The sequence below is a fragment of the Rhizobium sp. Leaf341 genome (genome assembly GCF_001424325.1).
GTDB lineage: Bacteria > Pseudomonadota > Alphaproteobacteria > Rhizobiales > Rhizobiaceae > Ferranicluibacter.
Window position 1 is genome coordinate 788,387 of record NZ_LMPE01000003.1, and the last position, 22,363, is coordinate 810,749.

Here is a 22,363-nt window from a genome sequence, read left to right on the forward strand (position 1 = left end):
AAGCCAGCCCCGCTTACCGCCCGCGAAGACGCGCGAGGAGCATGGACTTCATCTGCTTCTCGACCTCCCGGCTGACCTGCTTGCGATGGCTGTCGGCGCGATAGTCGATGGTTTCACCAAAGACCAGATCGACATCCACGGCTCCTTCGCGAAGCACACCCATGAGATGGGGCACAAGCGCGATATCGCCGGGCCACGCGGCGATCGGCCGGTGATAGCGCCCCATCGGCATGCCGTGGACCCGCGTGTAGGCGATCGCCACGGGCTGGACATGGACGATCCCGCCGGGCACCGAAGGGACGGCAGCCGCCGCCGCACCGAAGAGCGAGCTCTTGATTTCCAGAAGCCGATTGCCGTCGGAGGTCGTGCCCTCCGGAAAGAGCACGACGATCTCGCCGGCCGCCAGCCGCGCGCCGATCTCGTTGACCTGGTTTCCGGTCGTGCGCTTCTGCTCGCGTGCAACGAAGATGGTTGCCTGGAGGCGGGCAAGAAGGCCGAAGACCGGCCAGGCCTTCACCTCGGCCTTGGCGATGAAGACGACGTCCGCGACCGAACCGAGAACCAGGATGTCCTTCCAGCTGACATGATTGGACACCAGCATAAGCGGGCGGCGCGCTTCGGGAGTGCCATGGACGTGAACGCGCAGTCCGATCATCCGGCAGGCGATGCGATGCCAGAGACGCGGAAGCGTCCGGCGCGCGGGCCGATCGCGCCAAAGCAGAAGCAACTGGACCGGTGCGAGCAACAGGGTTGCCACGACCAGAATCGAAACGCAGACGAAGACCCGGATCCAGACGATCATCGTATGCTCAGAGATCGAGACGAAGAATATCGGCACCGCCGGGAGACGCGTCCTGGGCGGACGCCTTGTAATATGCTTTCCGTTCACCGACTTTGCGGAAGCCCAGGCGGCGATAAAGCGCCCATGCGGCGACATTCGCCTGATCGACCTCAAGGAACATCGCCTCCGCCCCATCCTGCCGGGCGCGCCCGAGCGCTGCCTGCATGAGCCGCCAGCCCAGCCCCGACCGCCCGAAGCGCGGATCGACGCCGATGGTGAGAATCTCCGCCTCGCCGCCCGCAGAGCGCGTGAGCACGAAGCCGCCCATGACGGATCCGACGCTTGCATTGTTCTGGCGGGCGACGAAGCCGAAGACGCTTTCCTGCGACAAGAGGCTGTAGAACTCGCTGGCGCTCCAGGCGGGCTTGAAAAGGGCACCATGGATCCGGGCAACATCGGGGAGATGATCGCCCGTCATTTCAAAGATGTCGAACTCGGGACGACGGAGGAAGTAATCGATCAGCGCCATTTCAAGCACGCGCCACGGCAAAGCCCGCCTGCGAGCGGACGTCGGGGCCCCGGAGATAAAGCGGCTTTGGAAGCGCCACAGATGGATCGAGCGCCGCACCGAGTCGCGCGACAACGGCGATATCGGCCGTTTCGGGATGCGTCTCCCCCGGCTGGATGTCGCGATCCTCGCGCAGAAGCGCTGCGCCCGAGCCGCGGATGGTTCCGGCAAACTGTCCGAACGTCGTGCGGGCGGTGGCAATGTCCAACGCCTCGGCTTCCGTCAGCGGTTGTCCCGCAGCATCGAAGGACTGGACATAAACCTCCTCGCGCTTCGCATCGGTGACGATGAGCACGGATTGCCCCGGCTTGCCGGCCAGCACGGAAAAGGCCTGTGCCTGCAGGACGGAAACGCCGACCACTGGAATGCCGAGGGCCAGGCCGAGGCCGCGCGCTGCGGCAACGCCGACACGGATGCCGGTGAACGAGCCCGGACCAATGGTCACGGCAACGCGATTAATCGCGTTCATTTCGAGGCCCGAACGCTCCAGTGCCTCATCGATGAAGGCCATCAGACGCTCGGCATGACCGCGACCGATGTCGGCTCCGGCATTGCCGAGCGGCGCACCACGCGCGGAATCATAGAGCGCGACATTGCAGGCCGTGCCGGCGGTATCGATGGCAAGAACGATCATGCGAAAGATGGCCCCATCTCAGGATGCACGCCCCGGGGTACACCCCTGGGCGCTTCTTTCTCGTCGGGACGCGCCGCCCCTGGCGCTGCCCGACGAGCCGTCTGCAGGCGTCCGGTCAGACGGCTTCGACGGCCTGAACCTCGGGCACGAAATGGTGCAGCAGGTTCTGAACGCCATGCTTCAGGGTTGCCGTCGAGGACGGGCAACCCGAACAGGCGCCCTTCATGTTGAGAAAGACCGTGCCGTCGCGAAATCCCTTGAACGTGATGTCGCCACCGTCCTGCGCCACGGCCGGCCGCACGCGGGTTTCCAGCAGTTCCTTGATGGTCGCGACGATGGTTTCGTCGCCCTTCTCGAAGAACTCGCCCTCCTGATCGGCCTCTTCGGCACGCCCCTGCCCCGCCATGATCGGCTGGCCGGACATGAAGTGCTCCATGATGGAGCCAAGGATGGCAGGCTTCAGGTGCTGCCACTCTGCATCCGCCTTGGTAACCGTAATGAAGTCGTAGCCGAAATAGACGCCGGTGACGCCGGGAATATCGAAGATCCGGGCGGCCAGCGACGAGCTCGCGCGCGCCTCGGTCTCGTCGCGGAATTCGGCTGTGCCGTTTTCCAAAACCACCTTGCCCGGAAGGAATTTGAGCGTTGCGGGGTTCGGGGTCGATTCGGTCTGAATGAACATGAGAGTGCTCCTGTCGGGTCAAGGCCGACGGTCAAAGAAATGCCTGACAAGCATAGGCGTCCGGCGCCTTGCCATCAAGCCTGTGCTGCCCGATGCGTCTCCGGTGCCTGTCTTGCCATGAAATGGGGATCGCGGCGCTTGCCTACCAGAGGTGTCCCCGCGAGGAACAGCCATGCGACCGAAAGATCTCCCCGGACGCGACGCGTCCGTCAGCTCAGCGCGTCGATCTCCTCGTCCGTCAGCATGTCGGGAATGACGGTGACGGGAATGGGAAAGACGGCCGTCTTGCCGGCAATCGAGGCGACCAGGGGGCCCGGCCCGTCCTTGTAGGAGCCGGCGGCGAGGACGAGGATGGCAATATCCCGGTCTTCCTCGATCAATCCGTAGATCTGCTCGGTGGGCATCCCTTCCCGGATGATCATCTCCGGTTCGATACCGATCTTTTCGCGCACGTCATGGGCGACCTTTGCAAGCGTGGCTTCGGCTTCCGCCCGGGCTTCGGCCCGCATGATTCCCTCGACGCCCAGCCATTGCTGAAAATCGCCATCGGGAATGACATAGAGCAGAACCAGCGCACCGGAAGAATGCTTTGCGCGCTTGCCGGCATAGTGAACGGCGCGGCCGCATTCCGGCGTGCCGTCGATCACCGCCAGAAACTTTCGGCGGTGACCTTCCATACGAGAGAGACGTGTCGAGACCATTCGGGAACTCTGACATTCGCGCCGGTCCTTCGCAAGACCGTTTTCATCCTGTCCCCGCTGGGGACCTGGCATGGCCTATTGCAGGAAGCCGATGATGTCGCGCACCTCGCGCATCGTCGTCTCCGCCCGCGCCCGCGCCCTCTCGCCACCGTCGCGCAAGATGGCGTCGATGTGGCTGGTGTCGGCCAGGAGCCGCGACATTTCCCCGGTGATCGGTGCGAGCACGCTGACGGCGAGATCGACGAGCGCCGGCTTGAAGACGGAGAATTGCTGGCCACCGAACTCGGTAAGGACGTCGGCCTTGGCGCGATCGGCGAGAGCGGCGTAGATTCCGACGAGATTGTCGGCCTCCGGGCGGCCGGCGAGACCTTCGACATCAGAGGGCAAGCCGTCCGGATCGGTCTTCGCCTTGCGGATCTTCCTCGAAATCGTCTCGGCATCGTCCACAAGATTGATGCGCGAAAGATCCGACGGGTCGGATTTCGACATCTTCTTGGTGCCGTCGCGCAGGCTCATGACACGGGGCGCCGGCCCGTCGATCATGGGCTCGACCATCGGGAAATAGGCATGCACCGGCTCTTCGCCCACCGTGATGTCGATGCCTTTGCCGCCGTTGCGGATGTGAGCCTGATAATCCAGGTTGAACTTCATGGCGATATCGCGCGTCAGCTCCAGATGCTGCTTCTGGTCGTCGCCGACCGGCACGTGCGTTGCACGGTAGACAAGAATGTCGGCAGCCATCAGGCTCGGATAAGCGAGCAGGCCGAGCGAGGCGTTCTCGCGGTCCTTGCCGGCCTTGTCCTTGAACTGCGTCATGCGGTTCATCCAGCCGATGCGCGCAACGCAGTTGAAGATCCAGGCCAGCTCCGCATGTTGCGGGACGGCCGACTGGTTGAAGACAATATGCGCCTTCGGGTCGATGCCGGACGCGATAAAGGCTGCGGCGATCGACCGGATCTGTCCCGGCAGGTCTTCGTGCACGAGCTGCGCCGTCAGCGAGTGGAGATCCACCACGCAGTAGATGCAATCGTTGTTTTCCTGCAGCGCCACGAATTTGCGGATCGCACCGAGATAATTGCCAAGGTGGAGATTGCCTGTCGGCTGGACACCGGAGAAGACGAGCGGCGGAAAGTTTGACATGGAAACCTCGATCAGGCGGGAAATCATGCGGACTGCCGCGGGAACGGCCGGCGGATTTCCGGGCTTATGCACGGGCGATGCCCGACAATCAAGGTGGTTCTCCGTCGGCAGGCATTCCCGCCGACACAAGCGCACAGGCCAGCCTTGTCAGCCAGCCGGCTGCAGCAAATCCCAGAGATTGCCGAAAGGGTCGCAGAAGACGGCAACCGTTCCATAGGGCTCCCGTCGCGGCTCCTCCTTGAACGCGACGCCACGGGCACGCATGGCGGCGTGATCCCGGGCAAAGTCATCGGTGTGGAGGAAGAACGCGACACGTCCGCCGGTCTGGTTGCCAATGGCGGCCGCCTGCGCTGTGCCATCCGCTTTGGCGATCAGCAGCGCGGTTTCCCGCGCACCCGGCGGCCGGAGGACCACCCAGCGCTTGCCGTGCCCCATGTCGACATCCTCCAGAAGCTCGAAACCGATGTCGTCGCGATAAAACGCGATCGCAGCATCATAGTCGGGCACCACGAGCGTTATGCGGGCTATGGTCTGGGGCATCGAGGTCTCGCCAGTGCTGTCAGATCTGCGGCGGAGGCAGAACGCTGGTCTCGGCCTCCTCCTTGGCGGTTTCCGGGCGCGGCTTTCGCTTCAGGTTGCGGCGGAGCATCGATGCATCCGCACCGCCGATCGCAAAGGCCATCACGAAATAGACCAACATGGCCATGGCGATCAGAAGCATCAGCGCCGTCAGCTGGGTGACCAGATGTGCTTGTGGCGTAAGCCAATCGGCAAGATAAGCCGAGGCGAAGTGGAGCGCGATCGCCATGACGGCCGTTGCCGCGAGAAGGCGCAGGACGCGGGAAAAAAGGGCTGGCTCCCAGACCCAATGACCGCGGCGCACGAGCGTGACGAAGAGCAGCACCGTCGTCAGCCAGCCGGAGGCGGCTTCGGCCGTGGCAATGCCCCGCTCCCCATACAGCGGAAAGAGAGAGACCGCGAGCAGGCAGTTGAACGCGACCGAAATGCCGGTGAACCGCATCGGCGTCTTGGTGTCCTCCCGGGCAAAAAAGCCGGGATTGAGCGCCTTGATCATGACGAAGGCGGGAAGGCCGAGGCCGTAGATTGCCAGCGTCGAGGCGACGGTGGCCGTGGTGGTCGGCGAGAAGGCGCCGCGCTCGTAAAGCACCCGGACAATCTCGTCGGAGATGACCCAGATCGCGCCGGCGGCCGGCAGCGTGAGAAACAGGACGAACTCGAGAGAACGGTTCTGCAGGTTCGCCGCTTCCTTGAGCGCCCCGCCGCGGAGTGCGCGCGACAGCTCGGGCAGGAGCACGACCCCAACGGCGATCCCGACGACGCCGAGCGGCAACTGATAGACCCGATCGGCGTATTGCAGCACGGCGATGGCGCCGTCCTTTGTGGAGGCAATCATCTGCCCGATCAGCTGATTGATCTGGGTGATGCCGCCGGTGACCGCGGCGGGAAAGGCAAGCACGAGAAGGCGTTTGACATTCGGCGTATAGCGCGGACGGCGAAGGCCGAACCGCATGCCGGCATGGCGCACGCCCGCATAAAGTACGGCCATCTGCAGAATGCCGGCTATCAGCACGCCCCAGGAGAGATACCAGGCCGTCATCAGCGGATCGGCACCGGTCCACAGACCGTAGGCGAGCGCCGTGATCAGGGTCAGGTTGAGAAAGACGGGCGCGATAGCGGCCGCGAAATAATGGTGCAGCGAGTTCAGCATACCCGACAGCATCGCCGTCAGCGACATGCACATCAGATAGGGAAACATGACGACGGCGAGCTTCACCGTGATGTCGAACTTCTCGGTATCGCCGACGAAGCCGGGCGCGATGATCGTCGAGACGATCAACGGCATGGCCAGTTCCATCGCGATGGTGATGACGAGCAGGACCGTGAAGAGGACGCCGAGGACTTCCTCGGAGAAACGCTTCGCACCATCGATGCCGTTCGCCTCGATTTCCTTGGCAAAGAGCGGCACGAATGCGGCGTTGAAGGCCCCTTCCGCAAACAGACGGCGGAAGAGATTGGGGAAACGGAAGGCTGCATAGAAAGCATCCGCCATCGGACCCGTCCCGAGCGCTGCAGCCATCAGCGTTTCGCGGCCGAAGCCGAGCAGCCGGCTGCCGAGCGTGGCTCCGCCGACGGTTGCAAACTTGCGTGAGAGACTCATCCTTCGGCCTTCATCTTGCGGGGGCCAGCGGACCGCGAGGCCAAGGGCGCGGCGACAGCACCCTCGGGTACACGTCCTTCGGGTTTTTCGCCGTCCTGCATCTGGTGATCCGGCGTCAGGGCCGAGGGGGCGGGCCCCTGGGCGATGATGCCGGTCGGCATGCGGTCGCGCACCTCGTCCGCCTGTTCGGCCATCACGGCCTTGAGGCGAGCGGTGATGTGGCCATGCCGCGTTTCGTTGGTGATCTTGGCGCCCACGAGGTCGGTGACGTAGAAGGTGTCGATGACCTTCTCGCCGAACGTGGTGATATGGGCGGAACGGATGTCGAGCGAGAGATCTGCAAGCACCGCCGTGATCTCGGACAGGAGGCCTGTCCGGTCGAGGCACTCGACCTCGATGACCGTGAACTTGTTCGACAGCGAATTGCTGATGGTGACGGCTGGCGGCACGGTGAAGGTCTTGTTGCGTTTGCGCCCTTTGGTGCGGCTGGCGATCACGCCCGGCAGATCCTTCTTGCCGGACAGCACGTCCTCGATCATCCGGCCGATGCTCGCGGCACGGCGCATTTCATCGTCATCGACCGTGAATTCGCGGTTGATGAGAATCGTATCGAGCGCGCGTCCGTCCGAAGTCGTGAAGATCTGGGCATCGACGATGTTGGCCCCGGCAGCAGCGCAGGCACCCGCAATGATGGCAAGCAGGCGCGGGTGGTCCGGCGCGAGAACCGTGATCTCGGTGATGGCATGGAACTGATGCGTGCGCACCATGGTCGCCAGCGTCCGCTCGGCCTTGTCCGTCTCGCGGATGAACCGGGCATGGCGCACCTGGTCATCGAGCGACACCGAGAGAAGGTAGGGCTGATAGTGGAGCCTCGAATAGGTCTTGCGGTCTTTCTGGTTGAACTCGGCAAGCGCGTCGAAGAGCTGCGAGGCTGCATGGGCAGCCCGTTCCTTGCGCGGCACGTCCGAGAACCCGCCCGACAGCAAAAGCTCTGTTTCGTAATACAGCGTCCGCAGAAGCTGACCCTTCCAGCCGTTCCAAACGCCCGGCCCGACGGCGCGGATATCGCAGACCGTCAGGATCATCAGCATTTTCAGCCGATCGAGCGACTGCACGCGCTCGGCAAAGTCGAGGATCGTCTTGCGGTCGTTGAGGTCGCGCGTCTGCGCCACCATCGACATCGTCAGATGCTCCTCGATCAGCCAGGCAACCGTTTCCGTCTGCTTATGCGTCAGCCGAAGGCGGGGTCCGAGACGGCGTGCGAGCCTTGCGCCGGCTTGGGAGTGATCTTCCGGGCGACCCTTGGCGACATCGTGCAGGAGAACGGCGACATAGAGCGCGGTGCGCTCCTCCACCTGCGGCATGAGTTTGCCGGCCAGGGGATGGATGTCCTGGTCGAGCCCGCGATCGATCCGCGACAGCATGTCCACGGCCCGCAGAAGATGCTCGTCGACCGTATAATGGTGATACATGTTGAACTGCATCAGCGAAACGATACGGCCGAACTCGGGAATGAAGCGTCCGAGAACGCCGGCTTCGTTCATGCGGCGCAACACGAGTTCCGGGTCACGGCGGGACGTGAGGATGGAAATGAAAAGGCGGTTCGCCTCCTCGTTTTCGCGCAAGGCCGGCGTGATGAGGCCGAGCGACCGCGTCAGCTGCTTCAGCGCGGCCGGATGGAATTCCAGACCGTTGACATCAGCAATGTGGAAGAAGCGGATGAGATTGACCGGGTCACGCCGGAAGATGTCCGGGCTCGCCAGCGCAATGCGGCCACCATCGTCGACGAATTCGAGCGAACCGGGGATCTTGCGCACGCGCCTGCGGAACCGGTTGATGACCGCGGAGAAGCCAGGCAACTCCTTGGCCTGCTGGTCTTCCAGCGCTGCGCAGAAGATGCGCGTGAGATCGCCGACATTCTTGGCGACCAGGAAGTAGTGCTTCATGAAGCGCTCGACGGACGTCATGCCGGGATGATCCTGATAGCCGAGGCTTTCGGCGATCTCCCGTTGGATGTCGAACGACAGACGTTCCTCGGCCTTCCCCGTCAGGAAGTGCATGTGGCAACGCACGGCCCAGAGGAAATCGTCGGATTTGCGAAACAGGTGGTATTCGGACCGCGAGAGCACGCCGAGCTTGACGAGATCGGCCGATTCCCGAACGCGGTAATAGTATTTTGCGATCCAGAAAAGCGTGTGCAGATCGCGCAGACCGCCCTTGCCTTCCTTGACGTTCGGTTCGACGAGGTAGCGCGTATCGCCCGCCTTGCGGTGGCGTTCGTTACGTTCGGCGAGCTTGGCGGCGATGAACTGGGGGCCGGTGTTGCACACGATCTCGTCGTCGAACCGGGCTTCCAGATCGTCCACCAGTCCGACGCAGCCGCAGATCAGGCGCGCTTCGAGAATGGCGGTGCGGATCGTCATGTCCTCTTCCGAAAGACGGATGCACTCCTCGACCGTGCGGGTGGCGTGGCCGACCTTGAAGCCCATGTCCCACAGGAGATAGAGCATGTACTCGATCGCCGGCTCGCAGAAAGGCAGCTTCTTGGCCGGCAGCAAGAACAGGAGATCGATGTCGGAACCGGGCGCCAGCGTGCCGCGGCCATAGCCGCCGACGGCCGCCACGGCGATCTGCAGAGAGGGGGGCACGCTTGCGGCATTGAAGATGTGGTTCAGCACGAAGTCGTGCAGGATCGCGATCAATCGGTCCTGAAGCCAGGAAATGCGTGCCGCACAGGCAAGCCCGCCGCCGTCCTTTTTCAGAAGTTCGTAGGCTTTGGCCCGTCCACGGGCATTGGCGTCCTTGAGGGTGGCCAGCAGAGCCTGACGCATGGGATCGCGCTGCTCGGCATGTGCCGACGCGATGAAATCCACCTTGGCCTTGAGGGCTGTGATGTCCAGGATGTCGCTGAAGTCGATGTCCTGTCTCCTTGGCGCCGGCCGGATATATTCCGGGCGCGCGATAGCTGCGTGCCGCTCCTTTGGCATCACACTCCGAACCTTCCGCCGTCCCGGCGTCTATGGGCCACCGGTCGCGGCTCGATCGTCGTTTGCGCCCGACCTCGATTTCCACGAGGCCTCAAGCAACTGTAAGGCAAAACGATTGCCAAGACGTTTCCGGCTCGGCAGACCCCTTGCTTCCCATCGGGCAATGCTTCCAATCGGGCAATTGCGCCCTTTCGAAGGCGTTCCTAGGCTGCCTGCCTGACCCTGGGCTGGATATGCTCGCGACATGGCGGACACGTCAAGCCACGCCGCACCGGATCGCGCGCAGCGCCGGCATTCGTCCAGGGCGTCACGAGAGCTGCTTCTTCAGGGCATAGAGCGCGTCCATTGCCTCGCGCGGCGTCATGTCGTCGGGGTTGAGCCGCTTTAACGCGTCCTCGACTGCCGACGGCTTGGCGCGGGCAACCTCTTCCCGGCGGATCGCCACCTGGAAGAGGGGTAGGTCGTCGATCAGCTGACTTGCGGGGTTCTTCCTGTCGGCGTCCTCGAGCTTTGCCAACACGTCCTTTGCCCGCGCGACGACAGCCGCCGGCAGCCCGGCCAGGCGGGCGACCTGGATCCCGTAGGAGCGATCGGCGGAGCCCGGCCCCACCTCGTGCAGGAAGATCACGTCGCCGTCCCATTCCTTGACGCGCATGGTGACGTTGGAGAGACGCTTCAGCTTTTCCGAGAGAACGGTCAGTTCGTGGAAGTGCGTGGCAAACAGGCCCCGGCAGCGATTGGCCTCGTGCAGGTGCTCGACGGCCGCCCAGGCGATCGACAGGCCGTCGAAGGTGGCGGTTCCCCGGCCGATCTCGTCGAGGATGACGAGCGAGCGATCTGTTGCCTGATTGAGGATGGCGGCCGTCTCGACCATTTCCACCATGAAGGTGGACCGTCCCCGCGCCAGATCGTCGGAAGCACCAACACGGGAAAACAGGCGATCGACGACGCCGATATGGGCGCTTGCGGCGGGCACATAGGAGCCCATCTGCGCCATGATGGCGATCAAGGCGTTCTGGCGCAGAAATGTCGACTTGCCGCCCATGTTGGGACCGGTCAGCAGCCAAAGCGCACCGTCGCCGTCCGACGACAGGGGCGAGAGATCGCAGGTGTTGGCGACGAAGGCGGCCGATGCCTGCCGGCGAAGCGCCTGCTCGACCACTGGATGCCGGCCGCCGTCGATCGCAAACATCTTCGATGTGTCGACCGTGGGACGTTGGTAATCCTGTTCCTCTGCCAGCACCGCGAGGCCGGCGGACACGTCGAGAACGGCCAGCGCCAGCGCGGCCGCCTTGATGTCCTCGGCCGCGGCGATGACGGCTTCGACCATGCTGTCGAACGCGGCAAGCTCGATGCCGAGCGCACGATCGGCTGCGTTGGCGATCTTGGTCTCGAGATCGGCAAGCTCGGTGGTGGTGAAGCGCATCGCGTTCGCCATGGTCTGGCGATGGATGAAACGGGCCTTGGCGCCCTCACCCTCCGTCATCGGTCCGGCGTTGCCGGCGGTCACCTCGATGAAGTAGCCGAGCACGTTGTTGTACTTGATCTTCAACGAGCGGATGCCCGTTTCCTCGGCATAGCTCAATTGCAGCGCGGCGATCACCCGGCGGGACTGATCGCGCAAAGCGCGCATCTCGTCGAGCTCGGGGTGGCAGCCATCGCGCAGGAAGCCGCCATCCCGCTTGAGAAGCGGCAGGTCATCGGCGAGCATGCCGGCGAGTTTCTCGGAAAGCTCGGACGGCAGCCGCGCAAGCGCGCCACGTGCGGTCTCCAGTTCTGCGGGAAGCTCGGACCGGCCGATCAGCCGGGCGATCTCCGATCCGGCACGAATACCGATCAACACGGCCCCGAGATCCCGCGGTCCACCGCGCCCAAGGGAAAGCCGCGAGAGCGCGCGCGGCATGTCTGGCACATGCTTCAGCGCTGCACGCATATCCGCGCAAAGCGACGGCTGAGCGAGGATCGTCGCGATCGAATCGAGACGCGCGCGAATGCGGTCCGGATCGGTCAGCGGCGACATCAGCCGTTCGGCGAGAAGGCGCCCGCCGCCGCCGGTCACCGTTCGATCCAGAGCCCGCAGAAGCGAACCGTCCCGACTGCCCGAGAGTGTCTTCACCAGCTCCAGGTTTGCCCGCGTGGCAGGATCGATGAAGAGGGTCGAGGCGGCACTTTCGCGCTCGGGAATGTCGAGCGGCGGACGCTCGGCAAGCTGGGTCTTCTCGACATAGCCGACGGCGGCCGAGGCGGCAGCCAGTTCGGCGCGCGAGAACTGGCCGAAACCATCGAGCGTCTTGACGCCGTAATAGCGCGCCAGACGATTCTCGGCGGTTGCGCTGTCGAACAAAATGGCCGGTTGGGGAACCGCGACGCGACCGATGACGTCGAGCACGGGGCGCATTTCGGGGTCGTAAAACAGCGTATCGGCAAGGATCAGCTCGCGCGGCTCGATGCGCAGGATATCTGCCAGAAGCCGTGTTTCCGTCGTCTCGGAAAGCCGGAAGATGCCGGTGGAAATATCGATCCAGGCGAGCGCGAAGACCGACTCGCCGCTGCCGCGCAAGCGGGCCATGGCCATCAGATAGTTGCTCTCCGACGCGACGAGCAGCTTTTCCTCGGTGATGGTTCCCGGCGTGACAAGACGCACGACGTCCCGCTTGACGACCGACTTCGAGCCCCGTTTGCGTGCCTCGGCCGGATCTTCCGTCTGCTCGCAGACGGCAACCCGGAAGCCAAGACCGATCAGTTTCTGGAGATAGTCGTCGGCTGCGTGAATCGGCACGCCGCACATGGGAATGTCCTGCCCGAGATGCTGGCCGCGCTTCGTCAGGACAATCCCGAGCGCGCGGGATGCTTCCAGTGCATCGTCGAAGAACAGTTCGTAGAAATCGCCCATGCGATAGAACAGGAGCGATCCGGGGTTATTGGCCTTGATCTCGATATACTGTTCCATCATCGGCGTCGCCTGCACGCGCACGTCCGGAGCCATGGAGGGTGGCGCAACCGTTGCTTCGGTCGTTGATGGGAAATGTGTCGTCAAAGTCTACCAGGTCTCGCTAAAAAAGCCGTTCACCGGCCAAAAAGACAGTGTCACCCTAGCGAACGGCGTCTATAGAAGACAACAAGAAAGCGCGGCTGGAGGTTGCCGCCCACAGAAGCTTGAGGGATCCGAGGGAGCATCGACATGGCAAACGAACGCAAGGCCCGTGCAGGCGGGACAGCCGTCACCGATCAGGAAGCGCTGGATTTTCACGCGCAGGGACGCCCCGGCAAGCTCGAAATCACACCGACGAAGCCGATGGCAACGCAGCGCGATCTGTCGCTGGCCTATTCGCCCGGGGTCGCCGTCCCCGTGAAGGCGATCGCGGCCGATCCGGCAACAGCGTACGACTACACGACCCGCGGCAACATGGTTGCCGTCATCTCCAACGGCACCGCCATTCTGGGCCTCGGCAATCTCGGCGCGCTTGCCTCCAAGCCCGTGATGGAAGGCAAATCGGTCCTTTTCAAGCGCTTTGCCGATGTCGACAGCATCGACCTCGAGGTCGACACGGAAGATGCCGATACCTTCATCAACTGCGTGCGCTACCTTGGCCCCTCGTTCGGCGGCATCAACCTTGAGGACATCAAGGCCCCAGAATGCTTCATCATCGAGCAGAAGTTGCGCGAGATCATGGACATCCCGGTCTTCCACGACGACCAACACGGCACCGCGATCATCGCGACGGCCGGCCTGATCAATGCGCTCGAACTGACCGGCCGCGACCTGAAGACAACCCGGCTCGTTTGCAACGGCGCGGGAGCCGCGGCCATCGCCTGCGTCGAGCTGGTCAAGTCGCTTGGTTTTGCGCCCGAAAACATCATCATGTGCGACACCAAGGGTGTGATCTATCAGGGTCGCACCGAGGGCATGAACCAGTGGAAGTCGGCGCATGCGGTCAAGACCGACAGGAGGACGCTGGAAGAGGCCATGGACGGCGCAGACGTCGTCCTTGGACTGTCGCAGAAGGGCGCCTTCTCGGAAGGCATGATCCGCTCCATGGCCCCGCGTCCCATCATCTTCGCGATGGCCAATCCCGATCCGGAAATCACGCCGGAGGACGTTGCCGCCATCCGCGACGACGCGATCATGGCGACCGGGCGTTCCGACTATCCGAACCAGGTCAACAATGTCCTCTGTTTCCCCTACATGTTCCGCGGTGCGCTGGACGTACGGGCGACCACGATCAACGAGGACATGAAGATCGCCGCGGCCCGGGCACTGGCGAGCCTTGCCAAGGAAGACGTGCCCGACGACGTCGCAGCGGCATATCAGGGCAACCGTCCTCGGTTCGGCGCGCAATATATCATACCCGTCCCGTTCGATCCGCGCCTGATCTCGTCCATTCCGGTCGCCGTCGCGAAAGCGGCGATGGAGAGCGGCGTCGCCCGCAAGCCGATTGCCGATCTCGCTGCCTACGGCCACCAGCTCTCGATGCGTCGCGATCCTATCGCCTCGACATTGGCCCGGATCTACGAGCGGGTGCGGCTTGCGCCGAAGCGCATCGTCTTCACCGAGGGCGAGGAACTGCCGATGATGCGTTCGGCCCTCGCCTATGCCAATCAGAAGCTCGGTACCGCGCTGCTGCTCGGCCGCGAGGACCGCATGCGCGAGACCGCAGCACGAGAAGGCATCGACCTCGATCGGCCGGGCATCAAGCTCGTCAATGCCCGGATTTCCGATCGCACCGGGGCCTATACGGATTATCTCTATGCCCGGCTGCAGCGCGAGGGATACCTGTTCCGCGATGCCCAGCGGCTGATCAACAATGATCGTAACCACTTCGCCGCCTGCATGGTCGCCCTGGGCGATGCCGACGGCATGGTCACGGGGATCACCCGCAATTACTCGACAGCCCTCGACGACGTCAGACGCTGCATCGACGCCAAGCCGGGACATCGGGTCATCGGCGTTTCGATCGCGCTCTGCCGGGGCCGCACGGTTCTGGTCGCGGACACGGCGGTGCATGACATGCCGTCGTCCGAAGAGCTGGCCGATATTGCCGTGGAAGCTGCAGGTCTCGCCCGACGCCTCGGTTACATCCCGCGCGTGGCGATGCTGGCCTATTCCACCTTCGGGCATCCGCACGGCGAGCGGTCGGATCGCGTCCGCGAGGCCGTGAAGATCCTTGACCGAAGGCGCGTCGATTTCGAGTATGACGGGGAGATGGCGGCCGATGTGGCGCTGAACATGAAGGCCATGGAGCAGTATCCGTTTTGCCGTCTCTCAGGCCCTGCAACGGTCCTCGTGATGCCGGCGTTTCATTCCGCCTCCATTTCGACCAAGATGCTGCAGGAACTGGGCGGCGCCACGATCATCGGCCCGCTTCTGGTCGGCCTCGACAAACCGGTGCAGATCGTCTCGTTGACGGCCAAGGATTCCGAGATCGTCAACATGGCGGCGCTGGCCGCCTACAATGCGGGGTAAAGGCGCGCGCCCGATACCGCGTACAATGCCTTCCCCGTGCGGGAAGGCATCAGATCCGTGGACGCTTCCATCCCGCCGGGCGGTGAGATCGCAGACCTTGGGATTTCCAGGTCTCTCGCTTCAAGCCTCAATCATCTGCAAAGATGGGTGGATCACCACCCTCAGAGTGCGAAGCGGGTCGCGTCGGCGCCGTAGTAGTTGAGATACCGGCCGGCAATATTGGTGATCGGCAGGACGACGAGGATGTCCGTGGTGCGGAAGGCTTCGTCGACAACGGCACCGTCACCGACCATGGCGCCGATGCGCAGATATCCCTTGATCAACGGCGGCATGGCCGAAAGCGCGGCGCGGGCCTGGATCGCCTCGACCGGCATGAGGTCCATGACGCGGTAAAGCTCCGGGCGCGCCGCCACCTGCCAGTCGCCGCTGGCCGGCACCGTGTGGTGCAGGAAGGACAACGCCAGTGCGTGATGTTCGGGAACGATGCCGGGAAACGAGGCGCAGCCGAACATCGCATCGATGCCGTGCTTCAGCGCATAGGCCCAATTGCCCTGCCACAGAAGTTCCACGGTCCGTTTGGTACGGTAGGACGGCAGGACGCAGGAGCGGCCGAGTTCCATGAACCGCTTGCCGGGGTGACGGGCGATCATGGGATCAACCAGGAATTCGGATGCCGAGTAGAAGCCTTGCGCGGCCGCCGCAACATCCTGACGCAGAAGGCGGTAGGTTCCGACAATCTGGGCCTCCGATTGCCCTGGAAGCGACGTGTCGAGCACGAGGAGATGATCGCAGACGGCATCCCAGCCATCGACGTCGCGGCCGATCCGGGCGGCATCCGCCGGGATGCGGGCGCCCATTTCCTCCACGAACACCTTGTAGCGCAGGGCCTGTGCGGCATCGATTTCCGAAGGGGTACGGGCGATCCGTGTTTCGAGCGGCCCGATGCGACCCAGAACGTCGCTGGCCGGTGCCGTCTCGCGTGACGGGCGGGCCCGCACAAGGGTCGGGCTCGCCACGGGCACGGACATGGTGCGCAGTGCCGAGATGGATTCCAGAATTTCGATCGTCATCGCAGATTACCCCTAATCGCGAGCACGCGCCTGCACGTAAACCGCGAACGCCGGGGAAAGAGGACGGGTATTTTCCCGCCATTTCCCGAATCACGCCCCGGCGGCGGTGTCAGTCCGCTTCCTGCAGGCGTTTAAGCATGTCACTGCAACAAGACCGTGACAAGGCTTGAGCAGCACACATTAGCCGGCAATCAATCGAGCGACCAGCTCCACCAGCTGCCGGGGATCGGCGGGCTTTGCGAGAATGGCGTCCGCACCTGCCTGAAGCAAGGCGCTGTGGGTTTCAGGTCGACGGTCGGACGTCTGCACGATGACGGGAAGCCGCGAGCGGCCCTCTGTCGCCTGCTCGCGCAGACGCAGATGCCGCAGCATCGTCAGCGCGTCGCCAGATGGCATGTTGAGGTCCGTGATCAGGATCTTGAGTGCGGGTCCGTCTATGGTCGCCGCGGGCGATGTCCGTATAAGCATCTCGTCAAGGGCGGCAAAATCCACGACATGGCGTACGGCGTGTCCGGCGCGCTCCAGCGTGCGTTTCAGGATCGCGGCGTTGATCGGATCGTCCTCGCCCAGCAGGACGGTCGGCTCGACATGGGGGACAAAGGTGGATGCGACGTCGACGGCATCCCGAAGGATCGGACGATTGTCATTGATGGCGTCCCGAACCTCCATGCCCTTCAGCTGGCCTTTGAGCACCGCCACCAGCGAGCGCTCCCGCAGCGGGCGAATGAGCCAGGCATGGAACCCGTCGGTCTGGTGCAAAGGTTGCTGGATGCGCTCTTCCGGATTGGCCAGATAGGTCCGCCGCAGCGGGACGGCGTCGAGATCGGGCCTCTCGCTGCAGATCTTGCGGAAAAGGGCGGCACAGCGATGATCAACGATGAGGTCGGTCAACCGCTCGCCATTCTCTGCATCCGTTGCCGCCTGCAGGAGGCGCTCGGCCTCGGCCGCTGTCGAGGCGACGCGGCAGCGACCGCCAAGCGTTTCGACGGTTGCGGCCAGGGCATCGGATGCTGGGCCCTTTGGCGCGATCAGCAGGACACGGGACGTGGAAAGCGTGCGGCTGCGGGCCGAAGCGAGCGGAAGGCGCGAGGTCTGCAGGGGAAAGCGGATTTCAAAGAGGCTGCCCGACCCCAAGCGGCTGGAGACGGAGATATCGCCTCCGAACGCCTGCGCGATCCGTCGTGATATGGCAAGGCCCAGACCGGTGCCGCCCGCCTGTGCGGCCGTCGTGCCAGCCTGTTCGAAGGCGTCGAAGATGCGGGACTGATCGCCGGCCGTCATGCCGGGCCCGGTGTCCGTGACACGCAGCACGAGCGTACCCTGCTGCTCGGCGCAGCTGACGAGCACGCCCCCGGTCGTCGTAAACTTGACGGCGTTGCCCACGACGTTGAACAGGATCTGCTTCAGGCGCGGTCCATCGATCGACAGCATATCAGGCACGTCTGCCGCGATCGTGGACGCAATTTCGATTCCCTTGGCGTGCGCGCGATGCGACAGCATCTCCACCACGCTTTCGATCAGCGGACGCAGATCCTGCCGCGTCGGGCGCAGAACGAACCGCCCGGCCTCCATGGAGGCGCAATCCAGCAGATCGTCGACGAGCTGTACGAGGTCATGGCCGGACTGGCGCATGCCGGCAAGATAGTTTGCCTGCTGCGGCGTGAGCCGCGTCTGGTCGAGAAGGTCGCTCATGCCGAGAATACCGGAAAGCGGCGTGCGGATCTCATGGCTGACGGTGGCCAGAAGGTGGGATTTTGCCTGGCTTTCGGCTTCGACCCGTCGCAGCGCCGCTTCGTTGTTGCGCGCCGCGCTGACATTGTCGGTGATATCGCGGCCGACGCTGATGATGCGCAGGGTGCCCGACCCGGGGTCGCGGGTCAGCACATCGTGCCAGTCGTAACAGCGCGACCCTTCCGCCGTCCGGAACTCGACCGTGTAGCGACCCGAGGTGCCGATCGGGCGCAGATCAAGCCCGAAGGCCGCGCACTCCCGACCTTCGGGCGCCGGCGAACCGGTCAGCGCGCGGAAGGTTTCGTTCGCCTCGAGAATGCGGCCTTTCGCATCGCGCAGGATGGCCATGTCACCGAGCGCATCATGGAGCGAAAACCGTGCCGTGCTCGCTTCGCGCGCCTCCCACGCACGGTCGCCCGCCCCTTCCGCAAGCGCGCTGCCTTCGCGACGCCCATCGCGCCACAGAAGGGCAATCCCGGCAAGACCCGCCAAAGCCAGGCACAGAGGAAGCAGGAGGAGATCCGTCTGCAGGCCGACAGCAAGAAGTGCGGCCGAGGCAACGATACCGACACCAGCGATCGCAGGGCGAATGGCGCTAAGACGCGTGCTGCTGGAAGGCAGGTCTGCGACGGTGAGCGGGGAGATGTCGAGCTCGGGGAAAGCTGCACGTGGGCGGACCGGGTCGTGCACGGCCTCCTGCTCGTCCGCAGGGGCTCGCGACAGGTGCTCGATGATCGTGCGCTGCAGTCTGAAAGGCTCGCTCATCCGCCTTGCCTATCATGCAGCAGTTGGCAATGCTTTCAGCCGGACGCTTGCATTTTATCGGTCGCGCTTTTTCGCCTGCAGAATTTCGTCCAGCACGATCGCGCCGGCGCCGACGGATATGAAAGCATCCGCGAGATTGAAGACGGCAAAGGACCAGGTCTCCGTGTAGAACAGGATATAGTCGATCACGTAACCGTAGAGAAACCGGTCGACGAGATTGCCGAGCGCGCCGGCAATGATCATGGCATAGCCGAGATGGGCAAAGAAGCGGTCCTTCGGCGTCTTGCGCCACAGCCAGAGCACGAAGGCGACCACGATAAGGCGCATGCCCACGATGAACCAGCCTTCCATGCCGGACAGCATGGAGAAGGCGACGCCGTAATTGTACACCCGATAGAGCGCCAGCATGGGGATGACATGAACGGCCTCCTCCATCGGCAGGTAGGCCTCCACCGCCTGCTTGACCGCCTGATCGAGCAGAAGCGCGACGATGATGAAGATCGCAATCGGCCAGGGGCGCGAAAACAGGGTCGGACGGATACCGGGTGCGGTCCTGGAAGTTGGCGTCTGGGTTTCGGTCATCCGCGGTCGTCCAGTGTCAGCAGATGGCGCCGGGCCTCGAACAGCATGACGCCGGTGGCAATCGCAAGATTGAGCGAGTCCGCGCGCCCTGCCTGGGGTATGCGGGCGAGCCTGTCGGCCTTTGCCGCAAGTTCATCCGGCAGTCCGGCCTGCTCGTTGCCCATCAGGACGACGACCGGGCGCGGGCGGTAGTCGATGGTGCGATAGTCGACCGCACCGGCCAGATGGGTGCCGACGACCATGACCCCCGCCGACCTCTGCCATGCCAGGAACTCCGACACCGTCGCGCGGAACACGGGCACCGCGAAGACGGAGCCCATGGTCGCCCGCACCGTTTCGAGCGAGAAGGGGTCCGTGGTCTCGCCGATCAGGATCACGCCGGAAACGCCGGCCGCATCCGCCGTGCGGATGATGGTGCCGAGATTGCCGGGATCGCGCACCCGGTCGAGCGCCACATAGGTCTCGCTGGCTTGCGGCCTGATGTCTTTCAGAGTGCCATAGCGCTGTTCGAAGACGCCGACGACCATTTGGGGATTGTCCCGCCGTGTCACGGTGGCGATGACCTTTTCGCTGACCTCCAGCACGAGGCCACCCCGCGCCACGGTGCGGGCGGCGATGTCGTCCACGGGCTTCTTGCCCTTGGCGGCCTTGGCGTAGACCAGCGTGCGGATCGTCCAGCCGAGGTCGACCGCATCGATGACAAGCTTCAGGCCTTCCGCGATGAACGTGCCGCTCTCGTCGCGCGCCTTTTTCTGGGTAAGCGCACGGATGTCCTTGATGATCGGGTTGGCGAGGCTTGTGACTTCCTTCACCTGTCCGACCCGGCCTTCTCCACGTCCAACCTGTCCACGCGGGTTGCCGTCTCTGTATTCGCTGCTCATTTCGGGACCCACCGGCTGAAGAGAGACGTGGACAGCGCGCGGCCGACGCCGGATTCGTCATCCTGTTTCACGCTTGCGGTTTCGCGCAGGATCAGTTCGCCGGATTCGACAACGCCGCCGCGACCACGCATGACTTCGCGCATCAGTTCGTGGATCGAATAGAAGCTCGCCCGGATGGAATAGGCCGTCAGCACGAAACCGCGCGCGTCGTCGGACAAAAGCTCGCGGCAAATGTCGAGCATGCCGGCGAGATGATCAAAGAGGTGCCAGACTTCGCCGTTCGGACCACGTCCGAACTTGGGCGGATCGGTCAGGATGATGTCGTACCGGCTGCCGCGGCGCTCCTCGCGCTGGATGAACTTCATCGCGTCGTCGCAGATCCAGCGGATCGGCAAAGCCTCGGCCCGCCCCAATGCCTGGTTCTCGCGACCCCAGCCGATCGCCTTCTTCGACGCATCGACATGCGTCACCTCCGCGCCGGCCTTCGCCGCAATCAGCGATGCGACACCGGTATAGCCGAAGAGATTGAGCACTTTCAGGGGCCGGCCGGCCGATTCCACCTGGGCCTTCATCCACCGCCAGTGCGCCAATTGCTCGGGGAAGACGCCGACATGGCGGAAAGACGTGAAGCGGCCATAAAACTCGGCGTCGAGCAGCCGCATCGGCCAGGTCTCGCCCAGCATCTCGCGCGGAAAGCGCCAGCGGCCCATGCCATCCTCGTCGGTATCGCCGGTGAAGACCGCATCCGCCCGCTCCCAGAGCGCGGCCTGCGACTTCGGCCACAGCGCTTGCGCTTCGGGACGCACGATCGTGTAGGGGCCGTACTGCTCGAGCTTGAGAGCCTCGCCGCTGTCGATCAGGCGATAATCAGCCTCCGCTGCGGTTTCCAGAATGACGGGCACGCGCTGTCCGGGCTTTTCGCCCAAGCGCGGACGCATGGTCACGGACGGGGCCGATGTCGGCTCGATGGGCGACGGCCCGGACGTGGACGGTTGCGGCCGGCTCGACGAGCGCTGCCCGTGCGGCTCCTGTCTCGACAGTTTGGGGCTGGCTTTTGGATCCTGCGCACCAAGGCCTGCGTCCGGGCGCGCCGGGACCATCGGCGGTCCCTTGCGAGACGGACCGGATTTCGGGGGAGCCTTGCCGGGCGATCGTCTCTGCTTGTCCTTCAAGGGGCGTCATTTCCCGTTCTTCAGCGTGTGGCGTGCAAATAGCATCGCTGCTGCTCTTGGCAAAGCGGTTTCCACCCGTAGATTTCCGTCGTAGCTGCAGCCAGGTGGACATCTCTCCGAGAATGGCGGCAGCGAGGCTTGAGATCGAGGAGAGTTTTCATGGACATGACCGGTGAAGAGCGGATCGCCGCGCCGCGCGATGCCGTCTGGGCGGCCCTGAACGATCCCGAGGTTCTCAAAGGCTGCATACCCGGCTGCACGCTCCTCGAATGGACTTCTCCAACGACGCTGGATGCCGTGGTGACGGTCAAGTTCGGCTTCATCACCATGGCGTTCTCGGGCGTGATCGCGCTCACAAACATGAATCCGCCCGAGAGCTACACGATCTCGGGCGAGGGAAAGGGCGGCCTTGCCGGATACGCAAAGGGCGGCGCGGATGTGCGGCTCGTGGACGATGGCGACGAGACCATTCTGCATTACGCCATCGTCGCCGACGTGTCCGGCAAGATTGCGTCCCTCGGGTCGAAGCTCGTGCAATCCGGCGCAAACCGGATCGCAAGCCGCTTCTTTTCCGATTTTACGGCAGCGGCCAACGCCAAGGCGGCACGGAGCTGAGGTTATTTCTGCTGGGCCGCCAGCATCGTCTGGCTCGACCCTGGGAATGCCGGGCGATCGGCGGCGGGGCTCGAGGCCTGGGCCGAGACGATCGCCTCCTGCTGCAGGCGACGCTTTTCGGCCTCGGTGTGCCACTTCAGCGCTTCCTTTGCCTCGACGCGCGACCGCTTGCGATACTTTCCCTGGCTGAACCAGACGGCGCAGGCGCCGATCACGAGGCCGAGGATCACGGCCAGAAACAGGAAGACGAAGAACGGACCCGAGATCGCCAGAACCGTGTCGGCAGGATCGAACGGGTTGAACCCGAGCGTCACCTGCTGGCGGTTCGCGACGCAGAGCACGACCAGAACGATCCCGAGCGGCACGAGAACGACGATGTTCAGAATTTTACGCAACATGTGAGCCGGTCTC

16 protein-coding genes and 2 pseudogenes are annotated in these 22,363 nt (G+C 63.9%); 2 read left to right on the forward strand and 16 right to left on the reverse strand.

What is annotated here, in order from left to right:
- Positions 1 to 13 precede the first annotated feature (13 nt).
- The 10 genes and pseudogenes from ASG03_RS05305 to mutS all read right to left on the reverse strand — a co-directional run.
- Positions 14 to 802, reverse strand: a complete 789-nt coding sequence (locus tag ASG03_RS05305; RefSeq protein ID WP_062692689.1) for a lysophospholipid acyltransferase family protein — start codon at positions 800 to 802, stop codon at positions 14 to 16.
- A gap of 7 nt (positions 803 to 809) precedes the next feature.
- Entirely contained in the window at positions 810 to 1,310 is a 501-nt protein-coding gene (locus ASG03_RS05310) for a GNAT family N-acetyltransferase (RefSeq protein WP_062692691.1), read from the reverse strand.
- A 1-nt stretch (position 1,311) separates the two neighbouring features.
- A complete protein-coding gene (gene tsaB, locus ASG03_RS05315; RefSeq protein ID WP_062692693.1) occupies positions 1,312 to 1,983 on the reverse strand; it encodes a tRNA (adenosine(37)-N6)-threonylcarbamoyltransferase complex dimerization subunit type 1 TsaB in 672 nt (223 codons plus the stop codon).
- A 115-nt stretch (positions 1,984 to 2,098) separates the two neighbouring features.
- Positions 2,099 to 2,665, reverse strand: coding sequence for a NifU family protein (locus ASG03_RS05320; protein ID WP_062470835.1), 567 nt, complete (start codon positions 2,663 to 2,665; stop codon positions 2,099 to 2,101).
- Positions 2,666 to 2,874: 209 nt separating this feature from the next.
- Positions 2,875 to 3,366 carry a universal stress protein gene (locus ASG03_RS05325; RefSeq protein ID WP_062470838.1) on the reverse strand — a complete coding sequence of 164 codons (492 nt, stop codon included), beginning with the start codon at positions 3,364 to 3,366 and terminating at the stop codon, positions 2,875 to 2,877.
- 75 nt (positions 3,367 to 3,441) lie between these two features.
- Entirely contained in the window at positions 3,442 to 4,506 is a 1,065-nt protein-coding gene (gene trpS / locus ASG03_RS05330; protein WP_062693048.1) for a tryptophan--tRNA ligase, read from the reverse strand.
- Positions 4,507 to 4,653: 147 nt separating this feature from the next.
- The gene (locus ASG03_RS05335) at positions 4,654 to 5,046 is read right to left on the reverse strand and encodes a VOC family protein (RefSeq protein WP_062692695.1); all 393 of its coding nucleotides are present in this window, start codon (positions 5,044 to 5,046) and stop codon (positions 4,654 to 4,656) included.
- 19 nt (positions 5,047 to 5,065) lie between these two features.
- Positions 5,066 to 6,685: a murein biosynthesis integral membrane protein MurJ gene (gene murJ, locus ASG03_RS05340; protein WP_062692696.1), complete on the reverse strand. Its 1,620-nt coding sequence runs from the start codon at positions 6,683 to 6,685 to the stop codon at positions 5,066 to 5,068.
- 110 nt (positions 6,686 to 6,795) lie between these two features.
- Positions 6,796 to 9,672, reverse strand: a pseudogene (locus tag ASG03_RS05345) ([protein-PII] uridylyltransferase); the annotation flags it as partial.
- 307 nt (positions 9,673 to 9,979) lie between these two features.
- Positions 9,980 to 12,643: pseudogene (mutS, locus tag ASG03_RS05350) on the reverse strand (DNA mismatch repair protein MutS); the annotation flags it as partial.
- Positions 12,644 to 12,853: 210 nt separating this feature from the next.
- On the opposite strand from mutS, the gene ASG03_RS05355 reads away from it, so the two are divergent.
- Positions 12,854 to 15,136 carry an NADP-dependent malic enzyme gene (locus ASG03_RS05355; RefSeq protein ID WP_062692700.1) on the forward strand — a complete coding sequence of 761 codons (2,283 nt, stop codon included), beginning with the start codon at positions 12,854 to 12,856 and terminating at the stop codon, positions 15,134 to 15,136.
- Between the two features lie 161 nt (positions 15,137 to 15,297).
- On the opposite strand, the gene ASG03_RS05360 is transcribed toward ASG03_RS05355, so the two are convergent.
- The 5 genes from ASG03_RS05360 to ASG03_RS05380 all read right to left on the reverse strand — a co-directional run bounded on the left by ASG03_RS05360 (position 15,298) and on the right by ASG03_RS05380 (position 21,265).
- Positions 15,298 to 16,164 carry a GNAT family N-acetyltransferase gene (locus ASG03_RS05360; protein ID WP_082475592.1) on the reverse strand — a complete coding sequence of 289 codons (867 nt, stop codon included), beginning with the start codon at positions 16,162 to 16,164 and terminating at the stop codon, positions 15,298 to 15,300.
- 222 nt (positions 16,165 to 16,386) lie between these two features.
- A complete protein-coding gene (locus ASG03_RS05365; RefSeq protein ID WP_082475542.1) occupies positions 16,387 to 18,702 on the reverse strand; it encodes a hybrid sensor histidine kinase/response regulator in 2,316 nt (771 codons plus the stop codon).
- 54 nt (positions 18,703 to 18,756) lie between these two features.
- Positions 18,757 to 19,284, reverse strand: coding sequence for a signal peptidase II (lspA, locus tag ASG03_RS05370; RefSeq protein WP_062692705.1), 528 nt, complete (start codon positions 19,282 to 19,284; stop codon positions 18,757 to 18,759).
- On the reverse strand, positions 19,281 to 20,165 hold the full coding sequence (locus tag ASG03_RS05375; RefSeq protein WP_062692707.1) for a TrmH family RNA methyltransferase: 885 nt from the start codon (positions 20,163 to 20,165) through the stop codon (positions 19,281 to 19,283). The genes lspA and ASG03_RS05375 overlap by 4 nt, the downstream gene beginning before the upstream one ends.
- Positions 20,162 to 21,265, reverse strand: a complete 1,104-nt coding sequence (locus ASG03_RS05380) for a class I SAM-dependent rRNA methyltransferase (protein ID WP_082475543.1) — start codon at positions 21,263 to 21,265, stop codon at positions 20,162 to 20,164. The genes ASG03_RS05375 and ASG03_RS05380 overlap by 4 nt, the downstream gene beginning before the upstream one ends.
- Positions 21,266 to 21,496: 231 nt before the next feature.
- On the opposite strand from ASG03_RS05380, the gene ASG03_RS05385 reads away from it, so the two are divergent.
- Entirely contained in the window at positions 21,497 to 21,952 is a 456-nt protein-coding gene (locus ASG03_RS05385; protein WP_062470865.1) for a CoxG family protein, read from the forward strand.
- 2 nt (positions 21,953 to 21,954) lie between these two features.
- Here the strand turns inward: ASG03_RS05385 and ASG03_RS05390 are convergent, their stop codons facing one another.
- Positions 21,955 to 22,350 carry a hypothetical protein gene (locus tag ASG03_RS05390; RefSeq protein WP_062470868.1) on the reverse strand — a complete coding sequence of 132 codons (396 nt, stop codon included), beginning with the start codon at positions 22,348 to 22,350 and terminating at the stop codon, positions 21,955 to 21,957.
- Positions 22,351 to 22,363: the final 13 nt, after the last annotated feature.

Coding starts and splice junctions, on each gene's coding strand:
- ASG03_RS05305 (WP_062692689.1), bottom strand. CDS start 802: ATGATCGTCTGGATCCGGGTCTTCGTCTGCGTTTCGATTCTGGTCGTG.
- ASG03_RS05310 (WP_062692691.1), bottom strand. CDS start 1,310: ATGGCGCTGATCGATTACTTCCTCCGTCGTCCCGAGTTCGACATCTTT.
- tsaB (WP_062692693.1), bottom strand. CDS start 1,983: ATGATCGTTCTTGCCATCGATACCGCCGGCACGGCCTGCAATGTCGCG.
- ASG03_RS05320 (WP_062470835.1), bottom strand. CDS start 2,665: ATGTTCATTCAGACCGAATCGACCCCGAACCCCGCAACGCTCAAATTC.
- ASG03_RS05325 (WP_062470838.1), bottom strand. CDS start 3,366: ATGGTCTCGACACGTCTCTCTCGTATGGAAGGTCACCGCCGAAAGTTT.
- trpS (WP_062693048.1), bottom strand. CDS start 4,506: ATGTCAAACTTTCCGCCGCTCGTCTTCTCCGGTGTCCAGCCGACAGGC.
- ASG03_RS05335 (WP_062692695.1), bottom strand. CDS start 5,046: ATGCCCCAGACCATAGCCCGCATAACGCTCGTGGTGCCCGACTATGAT.
- murJ (WP_062692696.1), bottom strand. CDS start 6,685: ATGAGTCTCTCACGCAAGTTTGCAACCGTCGGCGGAGCCACGCTCGGC.
- ASG03_RS05355 (WP_062692700.1), top strand. CDS start 12,854: ATGGCAAACGAACGCAAGGCCCGTGCAGGCGGGACAGCCGTCACCGAT.
- ASG03_RS05360 (WP_082475592.1), bottom strand. CDS start 16,164: ATGTCCGTGCCCGTGGCGAGCCCGACCCTTGTGCGGGCCCGCCCGTCA.
- ASG03_RS05365 (WP_082475542.1), bottom strand. CDS start 18,702: ATGAGCGAGCCTTTCAGACTGCAGCGCACGATCATCGAGCACCTGTCG.
- lspA (WP_062692705.1), bottom strand. CDS start 19,284: ATGACCGAAACCCAGACGCCAACTTCCAGGACCGCACCCGGTATCCGT.
- ASG03_RS05375 (WP_062692707.1), bottom strand. CDS start 20,165: ATGAGCAGCGAATACAGAGACGGCAACCCGCGTGGACAGGTTGGACGT.
- ASG03_RS05380 (WP_082475543.1), bottom strand. CDS start 21,265: ATGGTCCCGGCGCGCCCGGACGCAGGCCTTGGTGCGCAGGATCCAAAA.
- ASG03_RS05385 (WP_062470865.1), top strand. CDS start 21,497: ATGGACATGACCGGTGAAGAGCGGATCGCCGCGCCGCGCGATGCCGTC.
- ASG03_RS05390 (WP_062470868.1), bottom strand. CDS start 22,350: ATGTTGCGTAAAATTCTGAACATCGTCGTTCTCGTGCCGCTCGGGATC.